Raw genomic sequence first — 25,978 nt, 5'->3', positions numbered from 1 at the left:
AGTGGACGGGTAAACGTAAAAGGAAGACGTCATGCGTAAATTACTGGTGACTATGCACCGCCAACCGGTTTGGATTGCCTTGCTGATTTTCGTGGCATTGTGTGTGTGGGTAGCCTCTGGCAGTCTGGTCAATACTGCACCTGAAGCCCCTCCGCGTAAAGCCGCCGAGCAGTCGATCGCCAGTGTGCGTGTAACCCGCTTGCAAGCGGAGTCTGTTGCTCGGGAAGTGGTGTTGTATGGACGCACAGAACCCAATCGTGAAACCACATTACGGGCAGAAATTGAAGGCACTGTGGTGGCTTTGCATGTCGTTGAGGGGCAGCGTGTCAGTGCAGGTCAGCGTCTTGTGTCACTCGATCCCAAGGCATTGCAACAGCAGATTGCTGCGGCAACGTCGCAGCTAAAACAGCGCGAAATCGAATTGCAAGGCGCCCAGTCTCTTGGCCAGAAAGGTTATCAGTCAGAAGTCAATCTGGCCCAGGCCAGAGCCAGTCTTGCCCAGGCGCAGGCCAATCTCGCGGCCCTGAAAATCAGTTTGGCGCACACTGAAATCCTGGCCCCTTACGATGGTGTATTGAATCGCCGTTGGGTTGAAAAAGGCGATTTGTTGCGGGTAGGGGATAGCATTGCTGACATTGTTGATTTGGATCCGTTAGTGGTGCGGGCAGATGTCACCGAGCGTCACATTGCTGCGCTGACAGAAGGCATGCCTGCCGTTGGGCGAGTTACCGGTGCGCTGCCGTTTGAAGGCACAGTACAATACATTTCCAGCGTGTCCAATCAGGGGACCAATACCTTTCCGATAGAAGTCTGGGTTGATAATCCGGGATCAAAACGCCTCGCCGGAATGAGTACCGAATTGACCATTCCTTTGCAGGCCACTCCCGCAATTCGGGTCACCCCAGCGGTGATGGCCCTCGATGAGCAAGGCAATTTGGGGGTCAAAACGGTGGTTAACAACACCGTGCAGTTTGTACCGATTGATATGGTGAAAAGTGATGCCGACGCCGTGTGGTTGGCAGGGTTGGGGGAGCAAGCGGATATCATTACCCTCGGTCAGGGCTTCGTTAAACACGGGGATCCGGTGCGGGTTGAGCGACAAGAGCCCCTCGGAGCGAACTGATGAGAAGCTTTATTTCAGCGGCCTTATTGCGCACCCGCACGGTGCTGATGATTTTCATTCTGCTGTTGGTGGCAGGTGCCGTCACCTACGCGACGATTCCCAAAGAATCCAATCCTGATGTACCGATCCCGTTTATTTATGTGTCGATTGTGCATGACGGCATTTCCCCTGAGGACGCCGAGCGCATGCTGGTCAAACCGATGGAACGTGAACTGCGCAGTATTGATGGCATCAAGGAAATGAAAGCCACTGCGGGTGAAGGGTTTGCCAGTATTACGATGGAATTTATTGCCGGCTTTGATGCCAAGGAAGCCCTTGCCGATGTACGCGACAAGGTCACCGTTGCTCGCGCCAAGTTGCCGTCTGAGAGTGAAGAGCCGACTATCCATGAAGTGACCATGGCCGGTGAACAGGCGGTGGTCACCGTTGTCCTGTCCGGTGAAGCATCGCTGCGCGCCTTGTTGAGTCTGGCCCGGGAGTTAAAAAACAACCTGGAAGGGTTGCGGGAAATTCTGGAGGTTGAAATCGGTGGCGACCGCGAGGACCTGGTCGAAGTGATTGTCGACCCCTTGCTGATGGAGTCCTATGGGCTCGATCAGAGTGATATTTTTAACCTGCTGTCGCGCAACAATCGTCTTGTTCCTGCCGGCACGCTGGATAACGGCAAAGGTAGTTTTGCGGTCAAAGTGCCGTCTGTGTTTGAGTCGGTGAAAGACGTAATGGAGCAACCGGTCAAGGTCGACGGCGATCGGGTGATCACGTTCGCCGATGTTGCCCAGGTACGTCGTTCCTATAAAGATCCGAGCAGTTTTGCCCGTCTGGATGCCACACCGTCGGTGTCGCTGGAAGTGAAAAAACGCCCCGGAGAAAATATCCTGCTGACGGTTGAAAAAGTCAAAGCGCTGGTTTCGGAAGTCCAGCAGAGCCCGATGTGGCCGAAGACGGTTAAGGTCACCTACACCGGCGATCAGACCATTGACGTCAACATGATGCTGTCGGATTTGCAGAACAATGTCTCCAGTGCTGTGATCCTGGTGGCCATCGTCATCGTTGCCATCCTTGGCGTTCGCACGGCAGCATTGGTGGGCATTTCCATTCCCGGATCCTTTCTGACCGGCATTCTGATCCTCTCGCTATTTGGCTATACCCTGAACATGGTGGTGTTGTTCTCACTGATCATGGCAGTGGGAATGCTGGTGGATGGGGCCATTGTGGTGACCGAGTTTGCAGACCGATGCATGAGCGAGGGCATGGACAAGCGTCAGGCCTATGCCAAAGCCGCTCAGCGTATGGCCTGGCCGATAATTGCTTCAACCGCCACCACGCTTGCGGCCTTCGCACCGTTGATGTTCTGGCCCGGGATGATGGGTGAATTCATGAAGTATTTGCCGTTCACCCTGATCGCCGTGTTGTCTGCGTCGTTGGTGATGGCGCTGGTGTTCGTGCCAACGTTGGGGGTTGTAATGGGAAAACCCCGTTATGTGGATCCCAACACCCGCGAGCAGATGCTTGAAGCCGAACATGGCGATATCACCAAATTGCAGGGGTTTACCGGACGCTACGTGCGCATGCTGGAGGTGGCGATCAAACACCCCTGGAAAATCTTGGCGACAGCGCTGGTGATCGCGGTGCTGAGTTTTACCGCTTATGGCATGTCGGGTCTGGGGGTGCAGTTTTTCCCTCATGTGGACAGTTCAGGGGTCAACATTACGGTGCGCTCCACGGGAGATATGTCGATCTATGAGAAGGATGTGTTGATCCGGGATGTGGAGCAGCGGATCATTGATATGCCGTCAATTGAAACCCTGTATTCCCGCACCGGCGGCCGTGATCAGGTGGGCTATTTGCGCATGAACCTGGTGGATTGGCATTTACGTCCCCATTCCGATGACATCATCGAAGAGGTGCAGGCTCGCATCGGTGATCTACCGGGTATGGACATTGAAATCGCGCCGGATCAGAACGGTCCGCAGCAGGGCAAAGACGTCCAGGTTCAGCTGTCATCCCGGTTTCCTGAATTGCTCAGCGACGCCGCCTATAAGCTGCGTGCCGCCATGCAAGCAAATGGGCAGTTGACCGCCATCGGTGATACGGCGCCCAAGCCAGGGATCGAATGGCAGCTCAAAGTAGAACGTGATGATGCTGCGCGTTTTGGTGCTGATGCCACCTTGGTGGGCAACGCGGTACAACTGGTCACCAACGGCCTCAAAATCGGCGAATATCGCCCCGACGATGTGGACGATGAAATCGATATCCGGGTGCGTTATCCGCTGGAACAGCGTTACATTGGGCAGTTGGACGTTTTGCGGGTCAATACGCCATACGGTATGGTGCCCCTGAGTAACTTTGTCGAGCGCATCCCGCAGTCCAAAACCGACCTGATCCGTCACATTGACAGTCGCCGTGTATTGCAGGTTGAAGCCAACCTGGTGCCTGGGGCGCAGTTAAAAAACGTGCTTGAATCACTGCAACAGGCGCTGCCAGAAGTCGGCATTGACCCGCGGGTCAACCTGACCATTAAGGGCCAGAATGAACAGCAGCAGGAGTCAGAACTGTTTCTTGAGCAGGCGTTCGCAGTGGCCCTTTTTGTGATGGCGATCATTCTGGTGACACAGTTCAACAGTTTCTATCAGGCGTTTCTGATCCTCAGCGCCGTATTGTTTTCCACTGTCGGGGTTTTTCTCGCACTGGTGATTGCCCAGAAGCCTTTTGGTATCGTGATGTCAGGGATTGGTGTGATTGCGCTGGCGGGCATTGTGGTAAATAACAACATTGTGCTGATTGATACCTTCAACGTGTTGCGTCGCGAAGGCATGGGCATGACCGAGGCTATCCTGCGCACTGGTGCGCAACGCCTGCGTCCGGTCATGATGACCACGGTAACCACCATATTGGGCCTTTTACCGATGGTGGCTGAAGTGAACATTGATTTTGTCGGTCGCCAAGTGGATATCGGCGGCCCCTCCACACAGTGGTGGTCGCAACTGGCGACGGCGGTTGCAGGGGGCCTCGCCTTTGCCACGTTACTGACGTTGGTATTAACCCCTTGTTTATTGGCACTCAAAGGTGAGCGGCGTGATACTGCATCGGAGCATGACAATGCAACCGGCGAATCAGACCCTGAACATTCCTACATCGAAGACAAGGTGGTGCGTATTCAGCACCCCTGATTTTCACTCAACATAGACCTGTGATACGGATTTATAGGAGCTTGCTGCAGATGATTTTATACGGTTCTACCACATCACCTTATGTACGTCGTATTCGCATGTTTCTGGCGGATACCGCGCATGAATTTGTTGACTGGCAAATCTTCGCTGGTGATCGCAAACAATTGGCAGATAAAAACCCGACGTTGAAGATCCCCATGCTTGAGGCAGATGGTCAGGTGATCTTCGACTCCCGTCAGATACACCGTTTTCTGAGTGAGTCATTCCAGCATTCGCGACTGACATGGGATCAGGAAAATACCCTGAGTGTCATCGATGCCGCCAATGATTCACTGGTGCAACTGCTGATACTGACCCGCTCCGGCTTCGATATCAACGACGACGTACTGTACTTCAATATTCAGCGCGAACGGGTTGAGGGCATTCTTGTTCACCTTGAACAATGTGTTCAGGAAGGGCAGTTCAGTAAGTGGGACTATCTGGCGATTTCCCTGTTTTGTCTGCTGGACTGGATTGCGTTTCGGGCGTTGTGGGACCTGTCCGGATATCCGGCATTGAATGGGTTCCTGCAAAGACACCAAAACAATGACTGGGCGCAAAAAACCGACCCTCGTCGCTAAAATTGAGCAGTTCGTCGTGAAGCTCGCCAGTTTATAGGATGTTCATCCTAATTTTTACAAGGATTTAACCTGATTTGTCGCTTTTTTGTGGGCACGTGCGTGATGATAATTGCAGCGCTGCCCACAAATGGGTAGGTTCAATAACCCGAACGCATAGTTCGTCATAAGCTACGTCGATAAAAATACAATAAAGAGTTCCTCTCTACGCCAGCGGATCTCCGCGTAGCAACCCATTATAAAAAGAGCAACACGTTGTTAGGAAGCAATCCTATGTTAAATAATAAAATCACTCCATTGGCCGCAGCCACCCTACTTGCACTTGGCGCGGCTTCCGTACAGGCAGCAGAACGTTACGTTATTCAGGTTGATAATCCAGGCAAAGGCATTGTTAAAGCCCTGACCAAGCAATACGGCGGTCAGGTAAAAATCGATGCTGAAGGATTCATCGCGGCAGAATTCCCAGGCAAGTCACTGGACGATGTCAAAGGCCTGCTGAATAACCCCCATGTAAAACTGGTCGAGGCAGATCAGGTTCGTCGTCCACTGGCGATGTACAATGATGATGCCGGCGACCCCATGCAACAACAGGTAACACCGTACGCGGTTTACCAGTCTCAGGCGGATCAACTGACCTTTAACCCCAATGCGGGCATGAAAGTGTGTGTCATTGACTCCGGTCTGGACGCTTCAAACCCTGATTTCAACTGGTCAGCGATTACCGGTGACAACGATTCCGGTACCGGAAACTGGTACGAGAATGGTGGTCCTCACGGTACGCACGTAGCGGGTACTATTGGTGCCGCAGATAACAATGTTGGTGTTGTCGGCATGGCCCCTGGCGTTGATATGCACATCATCAAGGTATTTAACGCAGAAGGTTGGGGCTACTCGTCTGATCTGGCTTATGCCGCGCAGAAATGTACCCAGGCCGGTGCCAACATCATCAACATGAGTTTGGGTGGCGGCGGTGCTAACAACACCGAAGAAAACGCCTTTAATGCCTTCCGCGACGCAGGCGGTCTGGTGGTCGCAGCGGCCGGTAATGACGGCAATAACGTGCGTTCTTATCCGGCAGGTTACTCGTCGATCATGATGATCGGTGCCAACGATGCTGACAATAACATTGCGGATTTCTCCCAATTCCCTAGTTGTACTTCTGGCCGTGGCAAGCGTGCCACCACCGATGAAACCATCTGTGTAGAAGTCACTGCCGGTGGCGTGGATACCCTGTCCACTTACCCTGCGGGCATGGCAACCTCTGCCAGCCTGACAGCTGATGGTGCAGCAGTAGCCTCTTCTGCAATGGAGAATGCCGGTAACGCCAGTGGCAGCACCTACTTCATGGGTACTGCTGAAGCAGTAGACGGCGCGGCAAGTGGTAAAATCTGTGTCATCGACCGGGGCAACATCTCGTTCTTTGACAAGGTCAACAACTGTGAAGCGTCCGGTGGTATTGGTGCGGTTATCATCAATAACGAAGCCGGTATGCTGTACGGCACGTTGGGTGACACCAACACCACAACCATCCCTGCTGTCGGTGCCGCGCTGGAAGATCGTAGCGCACTGTTGGCTGCTGCGACCATGGACATCAACATTGGTGCCAGTGACTATGGCCTGATGAGTGGTACATCAATGGCAACCCCTGCAGTGGCAGGCTTGGCTGCATTGGTATGGTCAAATCACCCTGAATGTAGCGGCGAAGATATTCGTGCAGCCTTCAAAGCAACGGCACAAGATGCGGGTGTGGCAGGCAAAGACGACAAGTTTGGTTACGGTATCGTAAAAGCGGCAGATGCTGATGCGTACCTGACAGCAAATCCTTGTGGCGGTAACAACGGCGGTGGCGACAACGGTGGTGGCACTGGCGGCGACTTTAGCCTGTCTGCAACCGGCTATAAGCAACGTGGCCTGCAAATGGTTGATTTATCATGGAGCGGCGCTCAGACGACCAATGTTGATATCTATCGCGATGGTCAGCTGATTGACACCACGAACAATGATGGTAGCTATACCGATGCCCTGAACACCAAAGGTGGCGGTAGCTATGACTATCAGGTTTGTGAAGAAGCCAGCAACACCTGTAGCGCGACGCAAACCGTGGTTTTCTAACCGAAAGCGGATAAACAAAAAGGCCACCGAATCGTTCGGTGGCCTTTTTTTATGCTCTGCAGTGTGAATTACATCTCAGTCAGATAGTGAGCCAGTTCGTCAGAGGAAATGATCAACCCGTCCTCTCCCGGTACCGGGCAAATCACCACATCCACTTCATCTTCAGCCAGACCATCGGTCCAGCGATCCAACCAGTCGGTCAGTGGGATTCCTTTAGGGGTGCAGGATGACCATTCATTGTTAGCCCAGTCTTTGGCCAATGCCTGGGTCGGCCAAACGGGAATGCCGTCTCCTTCATCGGTGGTGAGCATCACAGCACCGTCATTGTCGGTCAAAATCCACAGTGCCTGTTCGGATTTGAATCCATCGATGGTGCGTTTAAGGCGTTGCTCTGGCGGCATGTGATACCAGTCTGAAGTCGTCATTTACGGTGTATTCCTTGTCATAAAGTGTGCTAAGGATAGCGGAAATCCAGCGGTGCGTCTTGCGTGGTTAAACGCCGTACCGTATGTTATTGGCAGTTTTTGATGAAGGTACCTTCCCGATGGTTGCAGCGCGCTATTGTCTGATTTTATGTTTGTTGTTGTGGTGTGCAGTGGTCGAGGCAGATGAATCCTCTTCACAGCAGCGATTGGCGGCGTACACCTTTACCCCCGGTGAATATCTGCGCCACTATCAGCAAGCGCTTGTAAGCGCCGATGAGCGCCCTTTGCTGGTGGTATTGGGAGCAGAGTGGTGCCATGACAGTCGGGCCCTGGCGGATGTATTTTCGACAACGGCCATGCACCCATGGCTTGTTGAGCGGTTTCGGATCCAGTTTGTGGATGTGGGCTACCTACAAAGTCGCGCGCGGCTGCTCGGTGAAATCGGTTACCCTGGCTACTACGGTACGCCCAGTGTGTATGCACTATCAGCCGACGGGCAGCAATTGCTAAACGGTGACGCCATCGCCTTCTGGCATAACGCAGCGAGCCATACTGTGCAGGATATGCAGCGTGAATTGTTGAAGGCGTTGGATGCACCCTTGGGTAGTGTACAGAACTTCAGCACGCTGCCAGCGCCTGTGCAGGCTTACTTCATCGAACATACTGACAAACTGCAGGACGGGTTTGATGCGTTGTCGCCGTTATTGCGCGCTGCAGTGGAAGGTGAAAAGCCTGCACAGTTTGACGCTGCATGGAAAGCGGTGCGTGAGTACCGCGGTGTTCTGCAACAGCAACTCGATAAGGCACTGGGCGGAGACACCCAGCTACCGCAAGAACCTGCCCCGCTGGCACTATAAGACAGCGTTGTTTTTAGCCGGTAAAGCAGCCATCGCGGCCAGACTCTTTGGCGCGGTACATGGCCTTGTCGGCCCGACCTAACCATTCAAATGCTGATTCCGAAGGCTTGAATTGTGCGGTTCCTATCGAGACGGTGACATGGTACTCGCGCAAGTAAGGATTGTTGCGCACCGCACAACATAATTCCTCGGCCAAAACGCTGGCGTCAGGCAGAGAGGTATTTTCTGCAATGACCACAAACTCCTCACCGCCAAACCGAAACACCGTGTCTGTACTGCGGATCCGTCCACTGATGGTTTTGACCAGTTCGATCAGTACGGCGTCGCCAACGCCGTGACCGTGGGTATCATTGATGGTTTTGAAGCGATCCAGGTCAAGGATGATCAGTGATGCTGGCGTATCCTGGTTACGTCGTTGGAACGCCATGACATCGAGCAGTTTCTTTTCCATGGCGTGACGGTTACCCGCCCCGGTGAGAGCATCCTGATTGGCTAGCAATTCGAGACGTTTGTGCTGGTCGCGCATGCGATCAGCGAACGCAAAACTGAACATCATGGTGGCAATGGATGAGACCAAAAATTCAGCCGCTTTAACCTGTGTGAGCTCCGGCCACAAGATTATCGTGGCGACCGCCAGCAGAATGGTGGCCATGACTGCCGCTATGCGCGGTGGGATCAGAAAAAAGGTCGCCGTCAGCGCCGGATAAACCCACAAGATTTGTTCCGCGCCGCGCAGCAACAAGGTGATGATGGCCACAATCAGACACAGGCTGGCCAGAATACGTCCTGCCCATAAGGTCTGACCGGTGCGCCACACGTGGGTCCATAAAACAGCCGCCAGCAACACGGCAGCGCTGTCCAAAATGGCGACGTTCCATTCATGGGTCCAGATGCGGTATATGGCAAAAGGGGTTAGTGCAACAGCTGTCGCACCGCTAAGGGTTAGCAGAATGTATTCATCAATCTGCCGTGGTTTCGATAACATGTCAGCACGTTCCTCCGATCCTTGGTCTGGCGCCCATTGGTGACTGGGTTTTGACATGATGTTAGGTACCTTATGCGCTGCGATTCGCGATCAAGGTCCTCGCAACTTAGTAGCCGTTGTGCCAATCCACAGTATAGTTCAACGGCTGTCCATCGCGGTATTTTTGCACATTGTTGATGAAAATACGCGCGATTTCTTCGGGGTGTGAAAGCGCCGCCGTGTGCTGGGTGATGAGACAATTTGGTGTGCGCCACAATGGGTCATCATCCGGCAGAGGTTCTGACGGCAAAACATCCAGCACCGCGCCTGCAAGGTGCCCCCGTTGCAGACATTCACGCAGAGCACTGTGGTCCAGGGTCGATGCTCTGCCCGCGTTGATAACCACCCCATGAGGCGGCAAGGCTGCCAACATATCAGCGTCAATCAGATGTGCAGTGGCGTCAGTGGCAGGCAACAGGCCCACCAGATAGTCTACCGACGCGGCGAAAGCCACTTTTTCGCTGGGTGAGAAGTACTGTTCGACAGTTGAACAGTCACGGCTGCGCAAACTAAGGCCATGGACCTTCATGCCCAACCCGCTGGCCGCTTCGGCCACACTGCGGCCGATGTCACCGACGCCGGCCAGTCCCAGGGTTTTACCGCGCAGAATGCCGGGCCGTAAGGGGGCCCACAAGGATTGCCTTTGCAAGGTTTGGAACGCCTCCACCCTGCGCACGAAGTACAACAGGTAAGTGAGTACAAACTCTCTCATCTGTGGACCGAAGATCCCTTTGATGCCGGTGAGTTGCCAGTCAGGCTGAGGTTCGCAAAGCAATGGCGCAACGCCTGCCCAGGTCGACTGTACCCAGCGCAGCGATGGCATGTGGCGAACAGCTTTGGCCCCCAGATCCGGATCACACAGCAATACTTCTGTCTGTGCACATTGAAAGTCTGCGGGAACCGTATCAAGGACCTGACACAAGGTGAGATCCGACGATGCCTGTGTGAGAAGCGCCGCATACTGCTGGGCGTCCCGGCTCAGAATAGAGATGGCGGGCTGATGAGTCATAGTAAAGTATTCTTTCCTTATATCGTTACGAAAACAAATATTATTCGTTTAAATTTTGTTAAAAAGGAATTATATTCGGGTTTGTAACGAAGCATTGAGTAATGAGAATCACTATGTCAGACATGCAACAGGTCAATCAAGCTAAGCTCTTGTCCCCGCGCCGTAACACTACCGATGCACAGAGCATCGAGGCACTTGCCGATGAGCAATTGGCCCATTTCGGCATCAAAGCCGACAGCGAATACGGACGTGCGCTGCACAGTGCCGCAACCCATCTGTATCAAGCCCAGACAGACGTCAACGCACTGTGGCAGGTTACCCGCGACACGCTGGAAGGACTGAGTAAAGAAAACAAGCTGGCATACTTCAATGCCAAGAAGTTTCTGTCCTTTCAAATTGCCAAGGTCCTGGATACCTTGCAGAATCCTTTCCGTGCGACCTACCAGAGTATGACCGGCCAGAAGGGCGGTCAGGTGTCGATGAACCATTACCCGTTGTTTGACAATGTCACAGCGTTGTTCTCTGCAACCCCGGTGATTGTCCGTACGGCCACCTACGTGTACGCCTGTACTGAATGGGTTGATGATGCGTTCCACGGCAAGGAGTTTACCCACCAGATCTACTCGCGATTGCTGAACCCCACCAATATTTCATTGGCCAATGCCATCGTTGATTTGGAAGCCGGTCCTTATTCTGCCGATTATTTGGCCTGGAACTTCAATTCCGGGATGGCTGCGATTGATGCGTTGCTGTCCAACGTGTTGTCCCATGGTGATGTGCTGGTGGTGTCTCGCAACGTTTATGGTGGTGTCTATCAGTTGCTGCATGATTATTTCGCCCGCGAAAACCGCCTGGATATCCAACTCGCCTGGTTTGATGGCTATTCAGAGGAAGAATTCCGCACGTTCCTGGCCCAGACCAAGCAGACCTATGCAGATCGTTTGAGCGAGGGTAAACAATTGCATGTCTATCTGGAGTCTCCGTGTAACCCTCACGGCTACGTACTGGATGTGACCGGTATCTGTCGTGCTGCCCACGAAGATGACCATCTGGTAATGCTGGATGCGACATTGGCAACGCCGGTATTGCACCAGCCGCTGCAACGGGAGAATAAAGCCGAGCGCCCGGATTATGTGGTGCACAGTTACACCAAAGACATCTGTGGTAGCGGTGCGACCACTGCCGGTGTTGTCATTGGCGAAGGCTACCGTATGTTCCAGGCCAAAGGTGATTGTGTAAACGGCTACGACTGGTCAAAAACCATGTTCTGGGACGTTTACTACATTAAGGGCGCGTTCCTGGACTCGGAAAAAGCCTTTGATGTGCTTAACGGGATGAAAACCCTGGAGATGCGAATGCTCAACAAGGTGATCAATACCACCGTGTTCAGCCAGTTCCTTGCCGCCCATCCCGATTTTAACGTTAACTGTCATGCATTGCCTCAGCACCCGAATGCCGGACTGCGTGAGAGTCAGATGCGCCATGGTTGGCCTTGTGCGTTGTTTACCGTTGATATGCAGGGCGCTAACCTGTCACGGGATACGTTTGTGCGTTTCTTCGATGCTCTGGAGCCGGCGTTCAGCCATCAGGTCAGTATTGGTCAGAACAACACCATCATCTTGTGTCCTGCATTGACTTCTCACTCTGAACTGAGTGAAGAAGAACAACATAAAGCGCAAATTTTCCTGACCACCATGCGTATTGCGATGGGAACTGACAACGTTAAAGGGTTAATTGCACACCTGATCAACAGTGCCCGTTTGCACATTGATCCTGTCGTGCCTGGGTTCAGTGACAAATTCATGTCCGCAGAAGACATTGATGCACTGTATTTGCGCACCATGGCACAGGTGTACGAACAACACGCCCATGCCAGTGGCTCGGTCGCTGATCTGTTGGACAGATAAGACCTGAGCGATCCGCGAACCTCATCACCGGGTGAACCGGTGTGCCCTCAGTCAGCCCGGCAAGACGACGGTCATGTCGGGCTGACGACTTTTCCGCTTATAAAAAGCACGGCAAGGTATTGCTGACCTTGCAGTCGTAAACCAGTGCCGTTTCTACGTGATTAACTGCTTTGCGTGCGGTAACAGCATTGAACACAAAATCCCGCAAATGGCCGCTGTCAGCGACGGTGACATGGATTAAAAAATCATTCTCACCGCCCATGTGGTAAAGGCTAATAACTTCAGGCAGGGGCAGCAAGTCGGCGGCAAACTGATCGACCGTTTCGCGGTTATGATCGGACAAGCGGACCGAGATCATTGCCTGAATGTGGCCTCCCAGCGCGTTCAAATCGACTTCAATGCGATGCTCCTGCAAAATACCATCGGTCTGCAGACGACGAATGCGTTCAAGGCATGAGGACGGCGCCAGGTTGACCTTGGCGGCAATGTCCTTATTGGTCGCTCTTCCGTCCTGATACAGCAAAGCCAGGATTTCAATATCGATGGTGTCCAAGGGACGGCTGGTCGGTTTCACAGTTTTACTCCGCTGGATAGTAGCCGCCAAGCACGGCTGGCCGTTTCGCGCCGGTGACGCTGGGAATGTTGCCGGATTTGCGGTGCACAAATGCCCAGGCTAACCAGGCAAATGCGATGGCTTCAATGGCATCAGGCTCGATGCCCCATTGTGCGCTGGTTGAGACCTTGCAGGGGGCGATCCGCAAGGCAAATCTGCGCAGCAGGTCCTTATTGTGTACTCCGCCTCCACACAGGATCATGTGTCGAGGTGTTCCCACAGCTTCGACGGCGCGGCACAGGGTTTCCACAGTAAACTGAGCCAGTGTAGCCTGAACGTTGACGTCACTGACGGCGCGTTTGTATCGGTGTAAGTGCGCATCGAGCCACGACGGATTAAACAATTCCCGGCCGGTGCTTTTCGGGTAAGGCGCTGTCAAATAGGGCTCTGTCAGCATTTGTCCGAGCAGATGCTCTTCGACAACCCCGGTAGCGGCCCACTGTCCATCACGATCCATCGGCTGTCCGAGGCAACGACGACACCAGGCATCCAGCAAGGTGTTGGCTGGACCAGAGTCAAACCCAATAACCGGCAGGGTTTCGTCACCAGGCAACCAGGTCAGGTTTGCAATGCCGCCAAGGTTAACCACCACTCTTTGCTCCCCCTGACGGGCGAACAATGCCTGATGAAGGGCCGGTACGAGAGGGGCTCCCTGACCACCCAGTGCCATGTCTTTACGCCGGAAGTCGGCGATAACATCAATGCCGCTCAGTACGGCAAGGGTATTCGGATCCCCCAGTTGCAGGGTAAACGGCGCTGCACCTTCCGGATGATGCCTTACGGTTTGCCCATGGCAGCCAATGGCACGGATATCATCCGCAGTTAATCCGTGCTGGTCGAGTAGTTGCTGGCAAGCATCGGCGTAAACATAGGCCAGTTGGCGCGATGCGTTCCCCATGAGGTTGATTTCATTATCGCCGGGCGTGCACAGTTGGTGCAGAAGAGGAACGAGGGAGTCAGGTAAGGGAAAGGTTGCGTAACCTTCAAGTTGTGTGAGGCCTTCTTCAATGCACACCAGCGCGACATCAATTCCATCCATGCTGGTGCCAGACATCACACCCAGATACCGTTCCATGTCGGCCTCCCGATCAGTTCATGGCCAACATGATACGCTTATTGTTGCTCAATTGCTCCAGTCGTAACGCCGCCAACTGTTTGAATTGGGACAACTGTGATTGGTCAATGGGCTGCGCCTTAGGCAGGCTGACAGTGCGAGGATTACGGTGTACACCATCAACCAGGAATTCGTAGTGTAAATGGGGGCCGGATGCCAGACCTGTTGAGCCGACATAGCCGATCACCTGGCCTTGCTTTACCACATCACCGCGTTTCACCGCGCGCTTGGTAAAGTGCAGGTATTTGGTGGTGTATTTCTCACCGTGTTGAATGAAAACATGGTGACCATTGTATTTGTCGTAGGTCGCGCGGATAACCTTTCCGTCACCTGCAGCCATAACCGGCGTACCGCGATCAGCCGCATAATCTACGCCCCGGTGTGCCTTCCAGCGCTTCTGCACGGGGTGAAAACGGCGCTTCTTGAAGCTCGAACTGATGTATTTGAAGTTGACCGGTGCACGCAAGAAACTCTTGCGCATGCTGCGGCCTTCCGGCGTGTAGTAGTTGCCATCGTCATAACGCACGGCGGTGAAGATCTCGCCCTGATTGACAAATTCGGCGGCAACGATATTGCCGTAACCAACGAAGTCACCCTCGATGTACTGTTCTTCAAAAATCACGTTGAAGGTGTCCCCCTGGCGGATTTCCAACGCAAAGTCGATGTCCCAACCGAAAATGTTGGCCAGACTCATGATTTGGTTGTCGCTCAGGTTAGCTTGAACACCGGCATTCCAGAAGCTGCTGTCAATTTGCCCTTGGGCATAATTGAGTCGCGTTTCAATGGTTTTTTTCTCAATGTTGCTTTGCAGACTACCGTCTTCATCCACGCTCACCTTTAATGAGGTGACGGCATCCATGCGGTAACGCAAACCTTTGAACTGTCCATCAGGTGACGAGGCCAGCATCAACTCTTGCCCGGGGCGCATTTTAAGCAGCGCTTTGGCGTCATCACCGGCGCGGCTGACGCGATACGTGTCCTGGGGAGTAAAACCTGCGCGCTGGAAAATCTTGGCCAGATTGTCGCCTTTACGAATGGTATGGGTTTGCCAGGCGTCGCCGTCTTCCTCACCGACGATGATGTCGTTTTGTGGGGAAACGTTCAGGTCCAGTGGGTAACGTTTGCCCAGTTCAAGCTCGGTGACGGGCAACTGACGGGAAGCACTGGCAGGCTCTGAAGGTAAAAGCATCAGGGTCACCACACAGAGCAGGGCGACGGCCAATAAAGTTTTATGCGTTTTCGGCAATTGTTTAAGCGTCTTATGAACCACGTAGACGGTAACTTCCTTCAACTACTTAAATTGCAGAATATCTGGATTATTCGCGATATTCCAGTCAAAGGCGAATAAATCAGCAGTTTTTGCCGGGATAATTAGCCAAAAGTCGTAGAAGTGCACCTGTTCATCGCGGCTTTTGCCTTTTAAACACAGCGTCTGCAGAGTAAACTAACGCCATTGGTGATTTATAGAATTCGTGGCGGGAGAAACAGCCTCATGACAGATTGGCAACAAGCCCTTGATGAAATCAAGCGCGGTGCAGATGAGATATTGATTGAAGAAGAGTTGGTTGAAAAGCTCAAAGAGGGAAAACCCTTAAAAATTAAAGCTGGCTTCGATCCAACCGCACCAGACCTGCATTTGGGCCACACTGTTTTGCTGAACAAGATGCGCGCTTTCCAGCAACTGGGTCATGAGGTGATCTTCCTGATTGGTGACTTTACCGGACTGATTGGCGATCCCACAGGCAAGAATGTCACGCGCAAACCGTTGACCAGAGAGCAAGTGTTAGCCAACGCCGAAACCTACAAACAACAGGTATTCAAGATCCTCGATCCGGAAAAGACCACGATTCGTTTTAACTCAGAATGGATGAACGAACTGGGTGCCGATGGCATGATCAAGTTGGCGGCACGTCAGACCGTTGCGCGTATGCTGGAACGGGATGATTTTAAAAAGCGCTATCAGGGTGGCCAGGCTATCGCCATTCACGAGTTCCTCTACCCTTTGGTGCAAGGGTGGGATTCGGTCGCGCTGCAGGCCGACGTTGAATTGGGCGGAACCGATCAGCGCTTCAATCTGCTGATGGGCCGTGAACTGCAAAAAGATGAAGGTCAACGCCAGCAAACGGTCCTGATGATGCCGTTGCTGGAAGGCCTTGATGGTGTGCAGAAAATGTCCAAGTCCTTGGGTAATTACATCGGCATTACCGATACGCCCAATGACATGTTTGGCAAGATCATGTCCATTTCCGACGAGCTCATGTGGCGTTACTACGATTTGCTCAGTTTCCGACCGGTAGAAGAGATTGCCGCACTCAAGCAACAGGTTGCCGAGGGCGCAAATCCGCGGGATGTTAAGATTGACCTTGCCAAAGAAATCATTGCCCGTTTCCACAGCGATGAGGCTGCTGACGGTGCGCTTCAGGACTTTATCCAGCGCTTCCAGAAAAATGCCATCCCGGATGACATGCCGGAAGTGAGCTTACCGTTACCGGCGGAGGGGTTGCCGATTGCTAATCTGCTCAAAGATGCCGGGTTAGTGGCGTCAACGTCAGAAGCCATGCGTATGATTAAGCAGGGTGCGGTGAAAATTGACGGTGAAAAAGTTCAGGACAGCAAGCTGACGCTGGATACAGCGTCGGAAGCAGTATTTCAGGTAGGGAAACGTAAATTTGCACGGGTTTCCCTAACGTGAGAAATTGGGGTTCGCTCCGACTGAGGTAGTAACATGTTTGATGGTAAGGCGTGCGCCGTCGTCAGCGTAGTGTTGATGTTGCTGGGCGCGGGCCAAAGTGCTGCACAGGACGACATGCCATCAATGGATGATGAGTTGAACCTCACCTTTGTCGGTGAGGTGACTGCACCTTATTTCATGCTCAGTGCAGAGCAGCAGCCTTTCGGGGCTGCCGTTGAACTGGCTGAAGCCATCACCGAACGTACCGGCATTTCCGCCACCTATGAGCATATGCCATGGGCGCGAGCCTACAAAGAAGCGGCTAGCACGCCCAACATGGTGCTGTTGACGGCATTGCGCACCCCATCAAGGGAAAGGGACTGGCAATGGCTCGGGCAGGTGCACCTGGCGCGGGCTTTTTTTATCGGACTGCGTAAACGGGACGATATTGCCTTGTCTGACTTCATTGATACACAGCAGTTTCAGGTCGGCACCGTGCGGGGTTATGGCTCTGCGGACTATCTGTTGAATCATGGCTTTGTCGAAGGGGAGAACCTGACCCTGGTGGCCAATTCTGAGCAGTTGTGGTCAATGCTGTTTCTCAAACGGCTCGATTTGATCCTCACCAACTACTCGTCCCGTCATTATGAGCTGGTCCAATACGGCCACGATCCCATGCTGGTGGAAGGTAAGCTGGAAGTTGAAGCCTTGCATTTGTCGTTGCAGATGGCAACCGGGCATCTAACCTCGCCGGCGCTGGTGGAGACACTACGCAATGCCATGGCTGACATTGAGCGGGACGGGACATTGGCCCACATCCTGAAACGCTGGGGACTCGACTAACCCTTTCCTAGCGGTCTCGCCACTGGGCAAACTGATAGAACGCACGTAGTGCCAGTCGGCGTAATCCGGGTAACGGAAAGCGCTTCAGTGGTGAATCAAAAAAGGGCAGGGATGGTAAATCGTGCGCTCCCATAACCCGCTGTGCCAGTCGCTTGCCAGCTTGTGAGGCAAAGGATACACCGGCACCACAGTAACCCATGGCATAGGCCAGATTGCGTTGCTCATCCCGCCATATACGCGGGTAGTTATCCAGTGATACGCTCACCCAGCCACTCCAGAAATACGCACAATCCATGCCTTTTAGCGCTGGGAAGGTCTGATGCAGCCCTTTGAGTAAATGATGGCGGGCACTTGGCGTGTCGGCGTCTTTGCCGCGAATGGCGCCCCGACCACCAAACAACAGGCGATTGTCCGGCAGTAGTCGGTAGTAGTACTTCAGATCCCGGGTGTCCATCGCCATCAGTCCCGGGTGCATTCCCAGCGCAGCAAGCTGTTCGGTGGACAAGGGAGGCGTGACCAACACGCTCGACATCACCGGGAAATAGCGTTGCTGTACCTGAGGGTGGCTGGCAAGGCCGGAGTAACCATTGCTGGCAATGATCAGCTGTCTGGCGCGTACCTTATGTCCGGTTGCTGTGTGCAGGTGGTGATGTCCGGCTTCAAAGCGAGATGCCGTTACCGGTGTATTGGTGTAAATACGTGCGCCGACTTCGGCTGCTGATGAGGCATAGCCATGGATCAATTTGAGCGGATTGAGGGCGTATACATCAGGGAAGTAGATCCCCCCATACTGGCTGACATTGCGCAGCAGTCGGTCCTCAACCTCCTCCTGAGTCAGGCATTGTACGTTTTCCTGACAGGTGTCCTGAAGGTGTCGGGCGTGCTCAAACAGAGCGGTTGTTTTGGCCGGGGTATGGGCCAGTTTAAGATAGCCACCGTCGATACGCTCACAGTCAATGTTGTAGTGTGAGATCAACTCACTGACGGTGTTGATGGCGTCCTGATATTCCTGATAGGTTGCTTTCGCTGTGTCGTCGCCAAAGCGGCGTTGCAGATCCTGGAAACTCAACCTTCCAGTGCCCGGCAGTACGAAGCCGGCGTTACGGCCGCTGCATCCCCAACCGACCTGATTAGCTTCCAGAACGGTCACAGAAACACCGTAATCCCGCACCAGATGCAAGGCGGTCGACAGGCCGGTATACCCTGCGCCGATGATTGCCACATCTGACTCAACATCCTGGTTCAATGTTTCAGCAATGTGCGGTGTTTTCAGGGTGCTGGCCCAGAATGAGTCAGGGTATGGTTGTTGCGCGGCCGGGTAGGCCATTTCCATTGGATCGTACATGTTAAAACCGGATCAGCATTTCAGCGGCGGTGCACGAACACAGTTCGTCACAGACCGGACAATCGTAGCCATCATTGATAGCCAGTTCCCGCCATTTGTTGGGGTGGCGTTTGATCTCTTCACCGCCACAGCGGCTGAAGTAGCGGTAGGCGCTGTTGCCAGGACTGGCCAGCCAGATATGTGCCAGACCGCCTTGAGCGCCCTGGTCACGGGCGCAATCAATCGAGGACTTCAGCAGTGTTGAGCCGATACCATGGCCGCGATAGTCACTGTCCACGGTATTGCATTTGAAATAGCAAACTCGGGTCGGGTCAAGGCCCCATCCGTCGGTTGTGCACCATTGATCCGGCGTCCAATTGCCGGCCGCCCAGGTCAGCCGGAAACCGACCAATCGTTCGCCGTCCAGCGCGACCCAGCTGGCATTGATGCCATTGGCAAAACTCTGCTGATAGTAGGCATCGAGCTGTTGATGATCGAGATAATTATCACCGTGAACGGCGTTGCCAAGTTCGATGACCCGGTCAAAGTGGTGTGGGGCCAGTTGGGTGTACTGAATGGTGTTCATTTGCGTTTCTTAAACGTTACGTTGAAGCGGCTCAGGTGCACGTCCAGGGCTTGCACGGAAATACGGATTTCCCGCACCGACAGCCACAGGGAGTAAAGCAAAAAGACCAGTGACAGGGCGAATATCCAGTTGCCTGCAACCTGGTAGCGGGCGTAGATCGCCAGCATCGACAACACGCACAGGAAAAAGCTGATCACACCGACTTCCTGCATTCGTTTGATCAGTTGGATGCGGGTGCGCAGGTTATTGATTTGCTGATGTGTATTTTCCGTGTCTTGTTGCTCGTCAAAGTTGCGGATGATTTGTGCCAGTGCGACAAAGCGATTGGTGTAGGCGAGCAGCAATAATGAGATGGCGGGGAATAGCACCGCAGGGGTGGTCAGTGTAATGTTCATGAGGTTTTGCTGAGTGCTGCATCAAGGGCTTGTTGTAAATAGTCCATGGCGGCGCCGGGTGTGTCAAAACAACAGGACAGAATATCACCGGGAATGCCAGCGCTGCGGCGGATGTTGTCGACCTGAGAGCGAGCGACCGGACTATCAATACAATAGGCGTCGGCGACACAGCCTGACGCTAGCGCCATTTTCTGGGTCTCGATAATTTGTGATTCGGCATCCCGGGTGTAGCCATCACAGCCACGCATGTCACCAAAATAAATCCAAGGACCCGGAGGGATTGATTTGAGTGCTGTGGCGACATCAATATCAAATTTAGCCGCCAGTCCAGTGCCAATTGAACCACCGACCCGCAGTCGCAATACCTGATCGTCGAACTGCAGGGTGTAGTAACCGTGCTTGTCGCGCTTTTCGACGCTAAAAATCATGGCTGTGTGGGATGACCAGCGTCCTGCCAACCCTGCATGTCACCGCTCAGATGCAGCAGGTTGTCATAGCCCAATGCCTGAAGGGCTTCGGCTGCCAGTTGGGCGCGACGGCCGGAACGGCAGTACAATACTACGGGTTTACCGGACGCAACGAGCTGTGCTTGTGCCAGTTCGGCAATCTGATCGTGGGGTAGATTAATCGCGCCGGGGACGTGTCCCTGAGCGTATTCTTCGGCGCTGCGAACATCAACAATCTGGTAGTCAGCAGGTGCTTGCAACAACGTCTGGGCGGAAATTTCGTGCTCTGTTTGTCCATGTGCGAGGCCCGCCAGGGACAGAAAAAGCAACAAGAAGACAGTTTTCATCGGTTTAAACCTGCTCTGCTGTGTATGAACGGATCCTAATCAGCAGTTTGGCCGGTGTAAAGACATTTTCGGGCCAGCGAAGCTGACCCGAGGTCATATCAGTAGCGGTAGTCGTCGGGCTTGAATGGCCCGTCAATCTCGACATTGATGTAATCCGCCTGTTGCGGGGTGAGGCGAGTGATGACACCGCCAAATCCCTGCACCATATAACGGGCCACTTCTTCGTCCAGTTGCTTGGGTAGCACCTCGACACGTAGCTTTTGTTGTTTCTGATCAGCCGGCAGGTCGGCATAGGCTTGCTGGAACAGATGGATCTGCGCCAGCACCTGGTTGGCGAAAGAGCCATCCATGATACGTGAAGGGTGACCGGTGGCGTTGCCCAGATTGACCAGGCGACCTTCCGACAGCAAAAGCAGGTGATCGGCGGGCTGCTCCGAGCGATAGACCTTGTGCACTTGCGGCTTGATTTCTTCCCAGCGCCAGTGTTTACGCATGTAGGCGGTGTCAATTTCGTTGTCGAAGTGGCCGATGTTGCACACCACGGCGCCGGGTTTCAGTGCTGCCAGCATGGCGGCGTCACACACATTGACGTTGCCGGTGGTTGTTACGACCAGGTCGGTGTTGCTAAGCAGCGCAGTATCAATGTCCTGAGACTGCCCGGTGTTATTGCCACCACGGTAGGGGGAGACAATCTCAAAGCCATCCATGCAGGCTTGCATGGCGCAGATCGGATCAATTTCAGCCACTTTCACGATCATGCCTTCCTGGCGTAAGGACTGACTCGATCCCTTGCCAACATCGCCGTAACCAATGACCAGCGCTTTTTTACCCGCCATCAGGTGATCGGTCGCCCGTTTGATGGCGTCGTTGAGGCTGTGCCGACAACCGTATTTGTTATCGTTCTTGGATTTGGTTACCGCGTCGTTGACGTTGATGGCGGGCACTTTTAGGGTGCCAGCCTTGAGCATTTCCAGCAGACGGTGTACCCCGGTGGTGGTTTCTTCGGTAATGCCATGCACCTTGTCCAATACTTCAGGATACTTGTCATGCAGCATGGCCGTCAGGTCACCCCCGTCATCCAATACCATGTTGGCGTCCCAGGGCTTGCCGTCCTTGATAATGGTTTGCTCCAGACACCAGTCATACTCAGCTTCGGTTTCACCTTTCCAGGCATAAACTGGCACGCCTGCCGCGGCCATTGCTGCTGCGGCATGGTCCTGGGTCGAGAAGATGTTACACGATGACCAGCGCACTTCGGCGCCCAGCGCCACCAGGGTTTCAATCAGCACGCCGGTCTGAATGGTCATATGAATACAGCCAAGGATCCGAGCCCCTTTGAGCGGTTGCTGCTGACGGTATTTTTCCCTGATCGCCATCAGTGCCGGCATTTCACTTTCGGCGATGGTCAGTTCCCGTCGCCCCCAGTCAGCCAGCCCGATATCAGCGACCTTGTAGTCACCGGTTGCCATAACGTGATTGTCTTGCTGCATCATCAAATATCCTTTGCATTCGTGTTGCGGTATTTTTCACCATACTGCCAGAAGACGGCATGAATACAATACCCTCAACAGATTGCAATGGCAGTTGCCGGGAGATTCGTTAACAGCATTCACGCAATGGCGCATGGCACACTGTTTTAAGGTACGCGCAGACGCTCACAAAGATCATGCAGACCGCTGATCAAACGTGGGGTGAATCGATGCAACCGGTCGGGGTCGACCTGAATGAACGGGGCTTGTAGAGTCGACTGCCAGGGCTGCCACTGAACGGCCAATTGATTAGCATCACCATGTTGGGCTGCGACGATACGTTGTGGCTGCTTGGCCAAAACCTGTTCCAGGGTCACTTCCGGGTAATCGACCAGGCTGTCACTGAACACATTATTTGCCCCACACAGTGACAATAAGCCAGATGCCCAGGCCCCGTCACCGATGGTCATTAGCGGCTTAGGCCACATATAGTAAAAAACCCGTAATCTCGGTAGTGGTCGATATCTGGCTTTCAAAGCATCCAATGATGCACGCAGTGACGCGGCGATGTCATTGGCGCGCTCGGGCACGCCCAGCGATTGCCCCAGTGCAACCATTTCGTCGGCAATGTCATAAGGGGTTTTCGGTGACGAGATGAACACGTCGATGTTCAGTGTTTGTAGGCGCGCGATATCCTGAGGTTTGTTGCCCCCTTGCCATACGATCACTAAGGTGGGTTGCAGGCGCAGGAGGTGCTCAAAATTGACACCTTGGTAGTCGGCAACAATCGGCAGGGCAGCTGCCTCTGGCGGATAGTCGCTGTGTGCGCTGACGGCCACGAGGTGCTTTTCTGCGCCCAATGCGTACACCCACTCGGTGGCATGGGGAGCGAGGGTGGCGATGCGAAGCGGCGCGCCAAGCACCACCTGGGAGGCCAGCAGCCCTACAAGGAATAAAACATGTCGCACCATCAGACTCCGTTTTTGAGTGCCCAACCAACAAGCAACAGATGACACACAAACAGTAACATCCACAGCATCAGTTGAGCTGTATTGACCAGGGTTCTTGCCCGTTGAATGTCACCAAACCTGGCTTCTCGCTGGCCGCCGACTCTGGGGAAGCGTACTTTTATGCCGTTGTAGTAGGCCGGTCCGCTCAGTTCTACCCCGAGTGAACCGCCTGCACTGGCAAGAATAACACTGGCATTGTGCCCCCGGCCTTTTACGCCAAACCAAGCCCGGATGCCTTGTAGCGGGCGGTTAGCCAGTGCCAGTAGCAGGGCGGCCAGACGGGTTGGCAACCACATAAGCCATTGATGCAAATGTGCAACGGGTTGTCCGAAGTGTCCAAAGTGCGGTTTTCTGGGGTTCCAGCAGTGGTGTAATTCCATGATGATGCGCACGGCTAATGCACCCAGCCCTCCCAGTAGAGCATACCAGAACAGCACACCAACGATCTGGTAGGCAAACCGTAATATCAATGCTTCAACGGCGGCTTTACCGATCCCCAAAGGAGACAGGCGGGTGGTTTCCCGCAAAACCAGTGTATTAAGCCACTGGCGGGCAAGGTTCTTCTTATCGTTTTTGAGGGCTTGTTCGACGCGCTTTACGCCATGCTGTACCGGGGAAAACTGCACTGCAACGAGTAGCAACAGGGCATCGAAAAACCAGGGGTATTCGGCCAGCCATAGCAGCGGTAACGGAACAATCAACAGCGGCAACAGGATGACCAGGATGGCCAAAGCGCCGGAGATATGTTGTTGCCCTGCAGGGCGTTTAGGGTCCGGATTCACCCGGTCACTGAGGCGCAGCGCCATCAAGCGTATCAGCGTTAACGGGTGCGCCTTTTCAGGCCATGGCAGGAAACGTTCCAGTAACAGGATTGCCCCGATGATCCAAACCGGGAGCAATAAAGGATGGAGTAAACTGCTCGCTTCCTGCGCCATCAGGGTCGGATCACTGCGCCGTTTCTGCTAACTCGGCGATCATACCCATCACCAGTTCAGCCGAGTGTTTGGCGGCCTGGTCGATGTAAGAGGTAAATGAAACCGAACTGCTTTGACCGGCAATGTCTGACAGCGAACGGATCACCACAAAGGGGGTGTCCAGCATGTAGCAGGTCTGACCGATGGCGGCACCTTCCATTTCCACCGCGCGCATATCAGGGAACAGACCACGCAGTCTTCCGGCTGCCTCATCACAGCCAATGAAAGAGTCACCTGTACAGATCAGACCCCGTTTACTTTTAACGTGTACAACGTCCTTGGCGGCATGTTCTGCGGCAACAATCAGGCGCTCGTCACATGGGAAAATGGCAGGCATTCCGTACACTTGTCCGCGTTCATAGCCAAAGTGAGTGACGTCAACATCATGGTGTTGTACGTGAGTGCCGATCACCAGATCGCCGATCGACAAATCGGCATCAAAGCCGCCGGCCGAGCCGGTGTTGACCACAAAGTCAGGGGCGAAGCGGTCGATCATCACAGTGGTCGCCACAGAGGCGGCCACTTTGCCGATACCGCATTTGACCACGACCACGTCGACGCCGTGTAAGGTGCCGGCATAGAAAGTCAGGTGTGCATACTCAGACACCTGTACATCATTCAGGCTGGTTTTTAACAGGGCAACTTCCTGATCCATTGCCCCGAGAATGGCTATTTTCATGGGTTTTTGTACTGCTTGCTCAAAAGTGCGCGCAGTGTAAAGAAAATCACTGTTCAATTAAAGCACATTCAGGCGCGCACGCCACGGAAAAGGCCCGGGCGTGCGGTTTTTGCGAGCGTTATGCCGCTGCGGGACGACTCGAGCGCAGGGGACGGGTCGGTTTATGGGCGTTGGGGTTGTCAGGGTTGTTGCTGCCCGGGATCAATGGCTTGGGTTCTTTGCGCTTCAGCGGTGCCAGTTTAGCCTCGATACAGTCTCTGATTTCCTGGACGCTGTAGCCGGGTTTGACCTTAATTCGCAGGTGTGGAATGCGGGCTGCATCCAGCGCGCTGCTGACATACCAATCCCGTTGGGCCTTGTGACCCTCTTTTCCCTGTCCGTGCACCAGATCAATCGCAACAATCGGATTCATGTCGTCTTTGCTGCACAGCACAAAGTCAAGTTGCTTGGTACTGGCGCGGGACAGCGCTGCATGGGCGGTCTTCTTGTCAGTGTTTTGACGCAACGACACGATGTCGCTGAGTTTTACCCGACAGATGATGCGAAATTGATGACCGACAGCCTGTTCAATTAGTTCGAGAAAACGACGCTCGGCCGGACTGAACAGGTTTTCTTTGCGTTTGAACGGGAAGTTTAACCCTTGGTCATTCAACTTGATGGCACCGATAGCGACGACGATCAGTAACATCATCAAAATGATGGCCCATTCCATAAGTAGCTCCTTACAACAGTCGATAGTTTGACGTTTTCACCTGTGTAAGGAGGACTGCAAAGGAAGTGCCAGAATGATCTGTGTCAGGAAATATCCGGTGTGATGACTTGTTCCCGGACCAGGATATCGACCTGAGCGCCTTGTCCGTCATCGGACACAACAATGGTGAACTGACCACCACTGTATTGCAGCAGCGTGCGCCCATGCACAGTTTGCTGGCGTTCGGCATCTCCCAGCGACTGCTGGTAAAACGCGATCACCTGCTGTTGCTGTTGAGGCACGAAATGAGAAAGGCTGGCCGGCAGGCTGTCATCAAAAGACTGGCACCATCGGGCATCCGGGTGCAAGGGGACGTCGTGAAACGCCGTTGGACACGCCGACGTTTGCATGTCGGTGGTTGAAGCCGGTTCGGCAAGTGCGCCGCTTACCCACAGAATACCCATCAGGGGCAAGGCAAGTCGGGCTGTACGTTGCAGTAACATGATGTTCCCGTTTGTTAACTGTTGCTGTGAATATAGAAGGTTGTGCTAGTCACAGCAACTCAATTTGCT

25 protein-coding genes are annotated in these 25,978 nt (G+C 53.7%); 8 read left to right on the top strand and 17 right to left on the bottom strand.

Annotated features, from left to right (window positions below; genetic code table 11):
* Positions 1-31: 31 nt before the first annotated feature.
* The 4 genes from LJ739_RS14440 to LJ739_RS14425 all read left to right on the top strand — a co-directional run bounded on the left by LJ739_RS14440 (position 32) and on the right by LJ739_RS14425 (position 7,022).
* Entirely contained in the window at positions 32-1,123 is a 1,092-nt protein-coding gene (locus tag LJ739_RS14440; protein WP_229161622.1) for an efflux RND transporter periplasmic adaptor subunit, read from the top strand.
* On the top strand, positions 1,123-4,293 hold the full coding sequence (locus LJ739_RS14435) for an efflux RND transporter permease subunit (protein ID WP_229161621.1): 3,171 nt from the start codon (positions 1,123-1,125) through the stop codon (positions 4,291-4,293). The genes LJ739_RS14440 and LJ739_RS14435 overlap by 1 nt, the downstream gene beginning before the upstream one ends.
* 50 nt (positions 4,294-4,343) lie before the next feature.
* Positions 4,344-4,913, top strand: a complete 570-nt coding sequence (locus LJ739_RS14430) for a glutathione S-transferase family protein (RefSeq protein ID WP_229161620.1) — start codon at positions 4,344-4,346, stop codon at positions 4,911-4,913.
* Between the two features lie 270 nt (positions 4,914-5,183).
* The gene (locus LJ739_RS14425; protein ID WP_229161619.1) at positions 5,184-7,022 is read left to right on the top strand and encodes a S8 family serine peptidase; all 1,839 of its coding nucleotides are present in this window, start codon (positions 5,184-5,186) and stop codon (positions 7,020-7,022) included.
* A 68-nt stretch (positions 7,023-7,090) separates the two neighbouring features.
* Here LJ739_RS14425 and LJ739_RS14420 read toward each other — a convergent pair whose 3' ends face one another.
* Entirely contained in the window at positions 7,091-7,447 is a 357-nt protein-coding gene (locus tag LJ739_RS14420; RefSeq protein ID WP_229161617.1) for a DUF2750 domain-containing protein, read from the bottom strand.
* Between the two features lie 83 nt (positions 7,448-7,530).
* Between LJ739_RS14420 and LJ739_RS14415 the strand changes: the two genes are divergently transcribed.
* Positions 7,531-8,304: a thioredoxin family protein gene (locus tag LJ739_RS14415; protein ID WP_229161615.1), complete on the top strand. Its 774-nt coding sequence runs from the start codon at positions 7,531-7,533 to the stop codon at positions 8,302-8,304.
* A 13-nt stretch (positions 8,305-8,317) separates the two neighbouring features.
* On the opposite strand, the gene LJ739_RS14410 is transcribed toward LJ739_RS14415, so the two are convergent.
* The gene (locus LJ739_RS14410) at positions 8,318-9,289 is read right to left on the bottom strand and encodes a GGDEF domain-containing protein (RefSeq protein ID WP_229161613.1); all 972 of its coding nucleotides are present in this window, start codon (positions 9,287-9,289) and stop codon (positions 8,318-8,320) included.
* A gap of 106 nt (positions 9,290-9,395) precedes the next feature.
* Positions 9,396-10,337 (bottom strand): D-2-hydroxyacid dehydrogenase, encoded by a 942-nt coding sequence (locus LJ739_RS14405; RefSeq protein ID WP_229161611.1) that lies wholly within the window; start codon positions 10,335-10,337, stop codon positions 9,396-9,398.
* 113 nt (positions 10,338-10,450) lie between these two features.
* On the opposite strand from LJ739_RS14405, the gene LJ739_RS14400 reads away from it, so the two are divergent.
* Positions 10,451-12,244, top strand: a complete 1,794-nt coding sequence (locus tag LJ739_RS14400) for a trans-sulfuration enzyme family protein (RefSeq protein ID WP_229161607.1) — start codon at positions 10,451-10,453, stop codon at positions 12,242-12,244.
* A 97-nt stretch (positions 12,245-12,341) separates the two neighbouring features.
* Here LJ739_RS14400 and LJ739_RS14395 read toward each other — a convergent pair whose 3' ends face one another.
* The 3 genes from LJ739_RS14395 to LJ739_RS14385 are packed head-to-tail and all read right to left on the bottom strand — an operon-like array spanning position 12,342 to position 15,241.
* Positions 12,342-12,818, bottom strand: a complete 477-nt coding sequence (locus tag LJ739_RS14395) for an Lrp/AsnC family transcriptional regulator (protein WP_229161605.1) — start codon at positions 12,816-12,818, stop codon at positions 12,342-12,344.
* 4 nt (positions 12,819-12,822) lie between these two features.
* Complete coding sequence (locus LJ739_RS14390; RefSeq protein WP_229161604.1) at positions 12,823-13,932, bottom strand: anhydro-N-acetylmuramic acid kinase; 1,110 nt, start codon at positions 13,930-13,932, stop codon at positions 12,823-12,825.
* A gap of 13 nt (positions 13,933-13,945) precedes the next feature.
* Positions 13,946-15,241: an OapA family protein gene (locus tag LJ739_RS14385; protein WP_229161602.1), complete on the bottom strand. Its 1,296-nt coding sequence runs from the start codon at positions 15,239-15,241 to the stop codon at positions 13,946-13,948.
* Between the two features lie 222 nt (positions 15,242-15,463).
* Between LJ739_RS14385 and tyrS the strand changes: the two genes are divergently transcribed.
* Positions 15,464-16,663 (top strand): tyrosine--tRNA ligase, encoded by a 1,200-nt coding sequence (gene tyrS, locus LJ739_RS14380; protein ID WP_229161601.1) that lies wholly within the window; start codon positions 15,464-15,466, stop codon positions 16,661-16,663.
* 33 nt (positions 16,664-16,696) lie between these two features.
* The gene (locus tag LJ739_RS14375) at positions 16,697-17,485 is read left to right on the top strand and encodes a substrate-binding periplasmic protein (protein WP_229161600.1); all 789 of its coding nucleotides are present in this window, start codon (positions 16,697-16,699) and stop codon (positions 17,483-17,485) included.
* Positions 17,486-17,492: 7 nt separating this feature from the next.
* Here the strand turns inward: LJ739_RS14375 and LJ739_RS14370 are convergent, their stop codons facing one another.
* The 11 genes from LJ739_RS14370 to LJ739_RS14320 form a co-directional block, all read right to left on the bottom strand.
* The gene (locus LJ739_RS14370; RefSeq protein WP_229161598.1) at positions 17,493-18,830 is read right to left on the bottom strand and encodes an NAD(P)/FAD-dependent oxidoreductase; all 1,338 of its coding nucleotides are present in this window, start codon (positions 18,828-18,830) and stop codon (positions 17,493-17,495) included.
* Between the two features lies 1 nt (position 18,831).
* The gene (locus LJ739_RS14365) at positions 18,832-19,395 is read right to left on the bottom strand and encodes a GNAT family N-acetyltransferase (RefSeq protein WP_229161596.1); all 564 of its coding nucleotides are present in this window, start codon (positions 19,393-19,395) and stop codon (positions 18,832-18,834) included.
* Entirely contained in the window at positions 19,392-19,790 is a 399-nt protein-coding gene (locus LJ739_RS14360) for a DUF2721 domain-containing protein (protein WP_229161593.1), read from the bottom strand. Before LJ739_RS14360 ends, LJ739_RS14365 begins: the two co-directional genes overlap by 4 nt.
* Entirely contained in the window at positions 19,787-20,218 is a 432-nt protein-coding gene (locus LJ739_RS14355) for a hypothetical protein (RefSeq protein WP_229161589.1), read from the bottom strand. The genes LJ739_RS14360 and LJ739_RS14355 overlap by 4 nt, the downstream gene beginning before the upstream one ends.
* Positions 20,215-20,583 carry a rhodanese-like domain-containing protein gene (locus LJ739_RS14350; protein WP_229161586.1) on the bottom strand — a complete coding sequence of 123 codons (369 nt, stop codon included), beginning with the start codon at positions 20,581-20,583 and terminating at the stop codon, positions 20,215-20,217. The genes LJ739_RS14355 and LJ739_RS14350 overlap by 4 nt, the downstream gene beginning before the upstream one ends.
* Positions 20,584-20,681: 98 nt before the next feature.
* Complete coding sequence (gene ahcY / locus LJ739_RS14345) at positions 20,682-22,073, bottom strand: adenosylhomocysteinase (RefSeq protein ID WP_229161682.1); 1,392 nt, start codon at positions 22,071-22,073, stop codon at positions 20,682-20,684.
* Between the two features lie 146 nt (positions 22,074-22,219).
* Positions 22,220-23,023, bottom strand: a complete 804-nt coding sequence (locus tag LJ739_RS14340) for a cobalamin-binding protein (RefSeq protein ID WP_229161583.1) — start codon at positions 23,021-23,023, stop codon at positions 22,220-22,222.
* Positions 23,023-23,997 (bottom strand): cobalamin biosynthesis protein CobD/CbiB, encoded by a 975-nt coding sequence (locus LJ739_RS14335; protein WP_229161580.1) that lies wholly within the window; start codon positions 23,995-23,997, stop codon positions 23,023-23,025. Before LJ739_RS14335 ends, LJ739_RS14340 begins: the two co-directional genes overlap by 1 nt.
* A gap of 10 nt (positions 23,998-24,007) precedes the next feature.
* Positions 24,008-24,715: a 5'-methylthioadenosine/adenosylhomocysteine nucleosidase gene (locus LJ739_RS14330; protein ID WP_229161578.1), complete on the bottom strand. Its 708-nt coding sequence runs from the start codon at positions 24,713-24,715 to the stop codon at positions 24,008-24,010.
* A gap of 118 nt (positions 24,716-24,833) precedes the next feature.
* Positions 24,834-25,427, bottom strand: a complete 594-nt coding sequence (locus LJ739_RS14325) for a DUF2726 domain-containing protein (RefSeq protein WP_229161576.1) — start codon at positions 25,425-25,427, stop codon at positions 24,834-24,836.
* Between the two features lie 83 nt (positions 25,428-25,510).
* Complete coding sequence (locus LJ739_RS14320; RefSeq protein WP_229161573.1) at positions 25,511-25,909, bottom strand: hypothetical protein; 399 nt, start codon at positions 25,907-25,909, stop codon at positions 25,511-25,513.
* Positions 25,910-25,978 lie beyond the last annotated feature (69 nt).

This window comes from Fluctibacter halophilus (assembly GCF_020687825.1).
GTDB classification, from domain to species: domain Bacteria; phylum Pseudomonadota; class Gammaproteobacteria; order Enterobacterales; family Alteromonadaceae; genus Fluctibacter; species Fluctibacter halophilus.
Note: the sequence above shows the minus strand (reverse complement) of the source record. Positions and strands in the feature narration are given on the sequence as shown.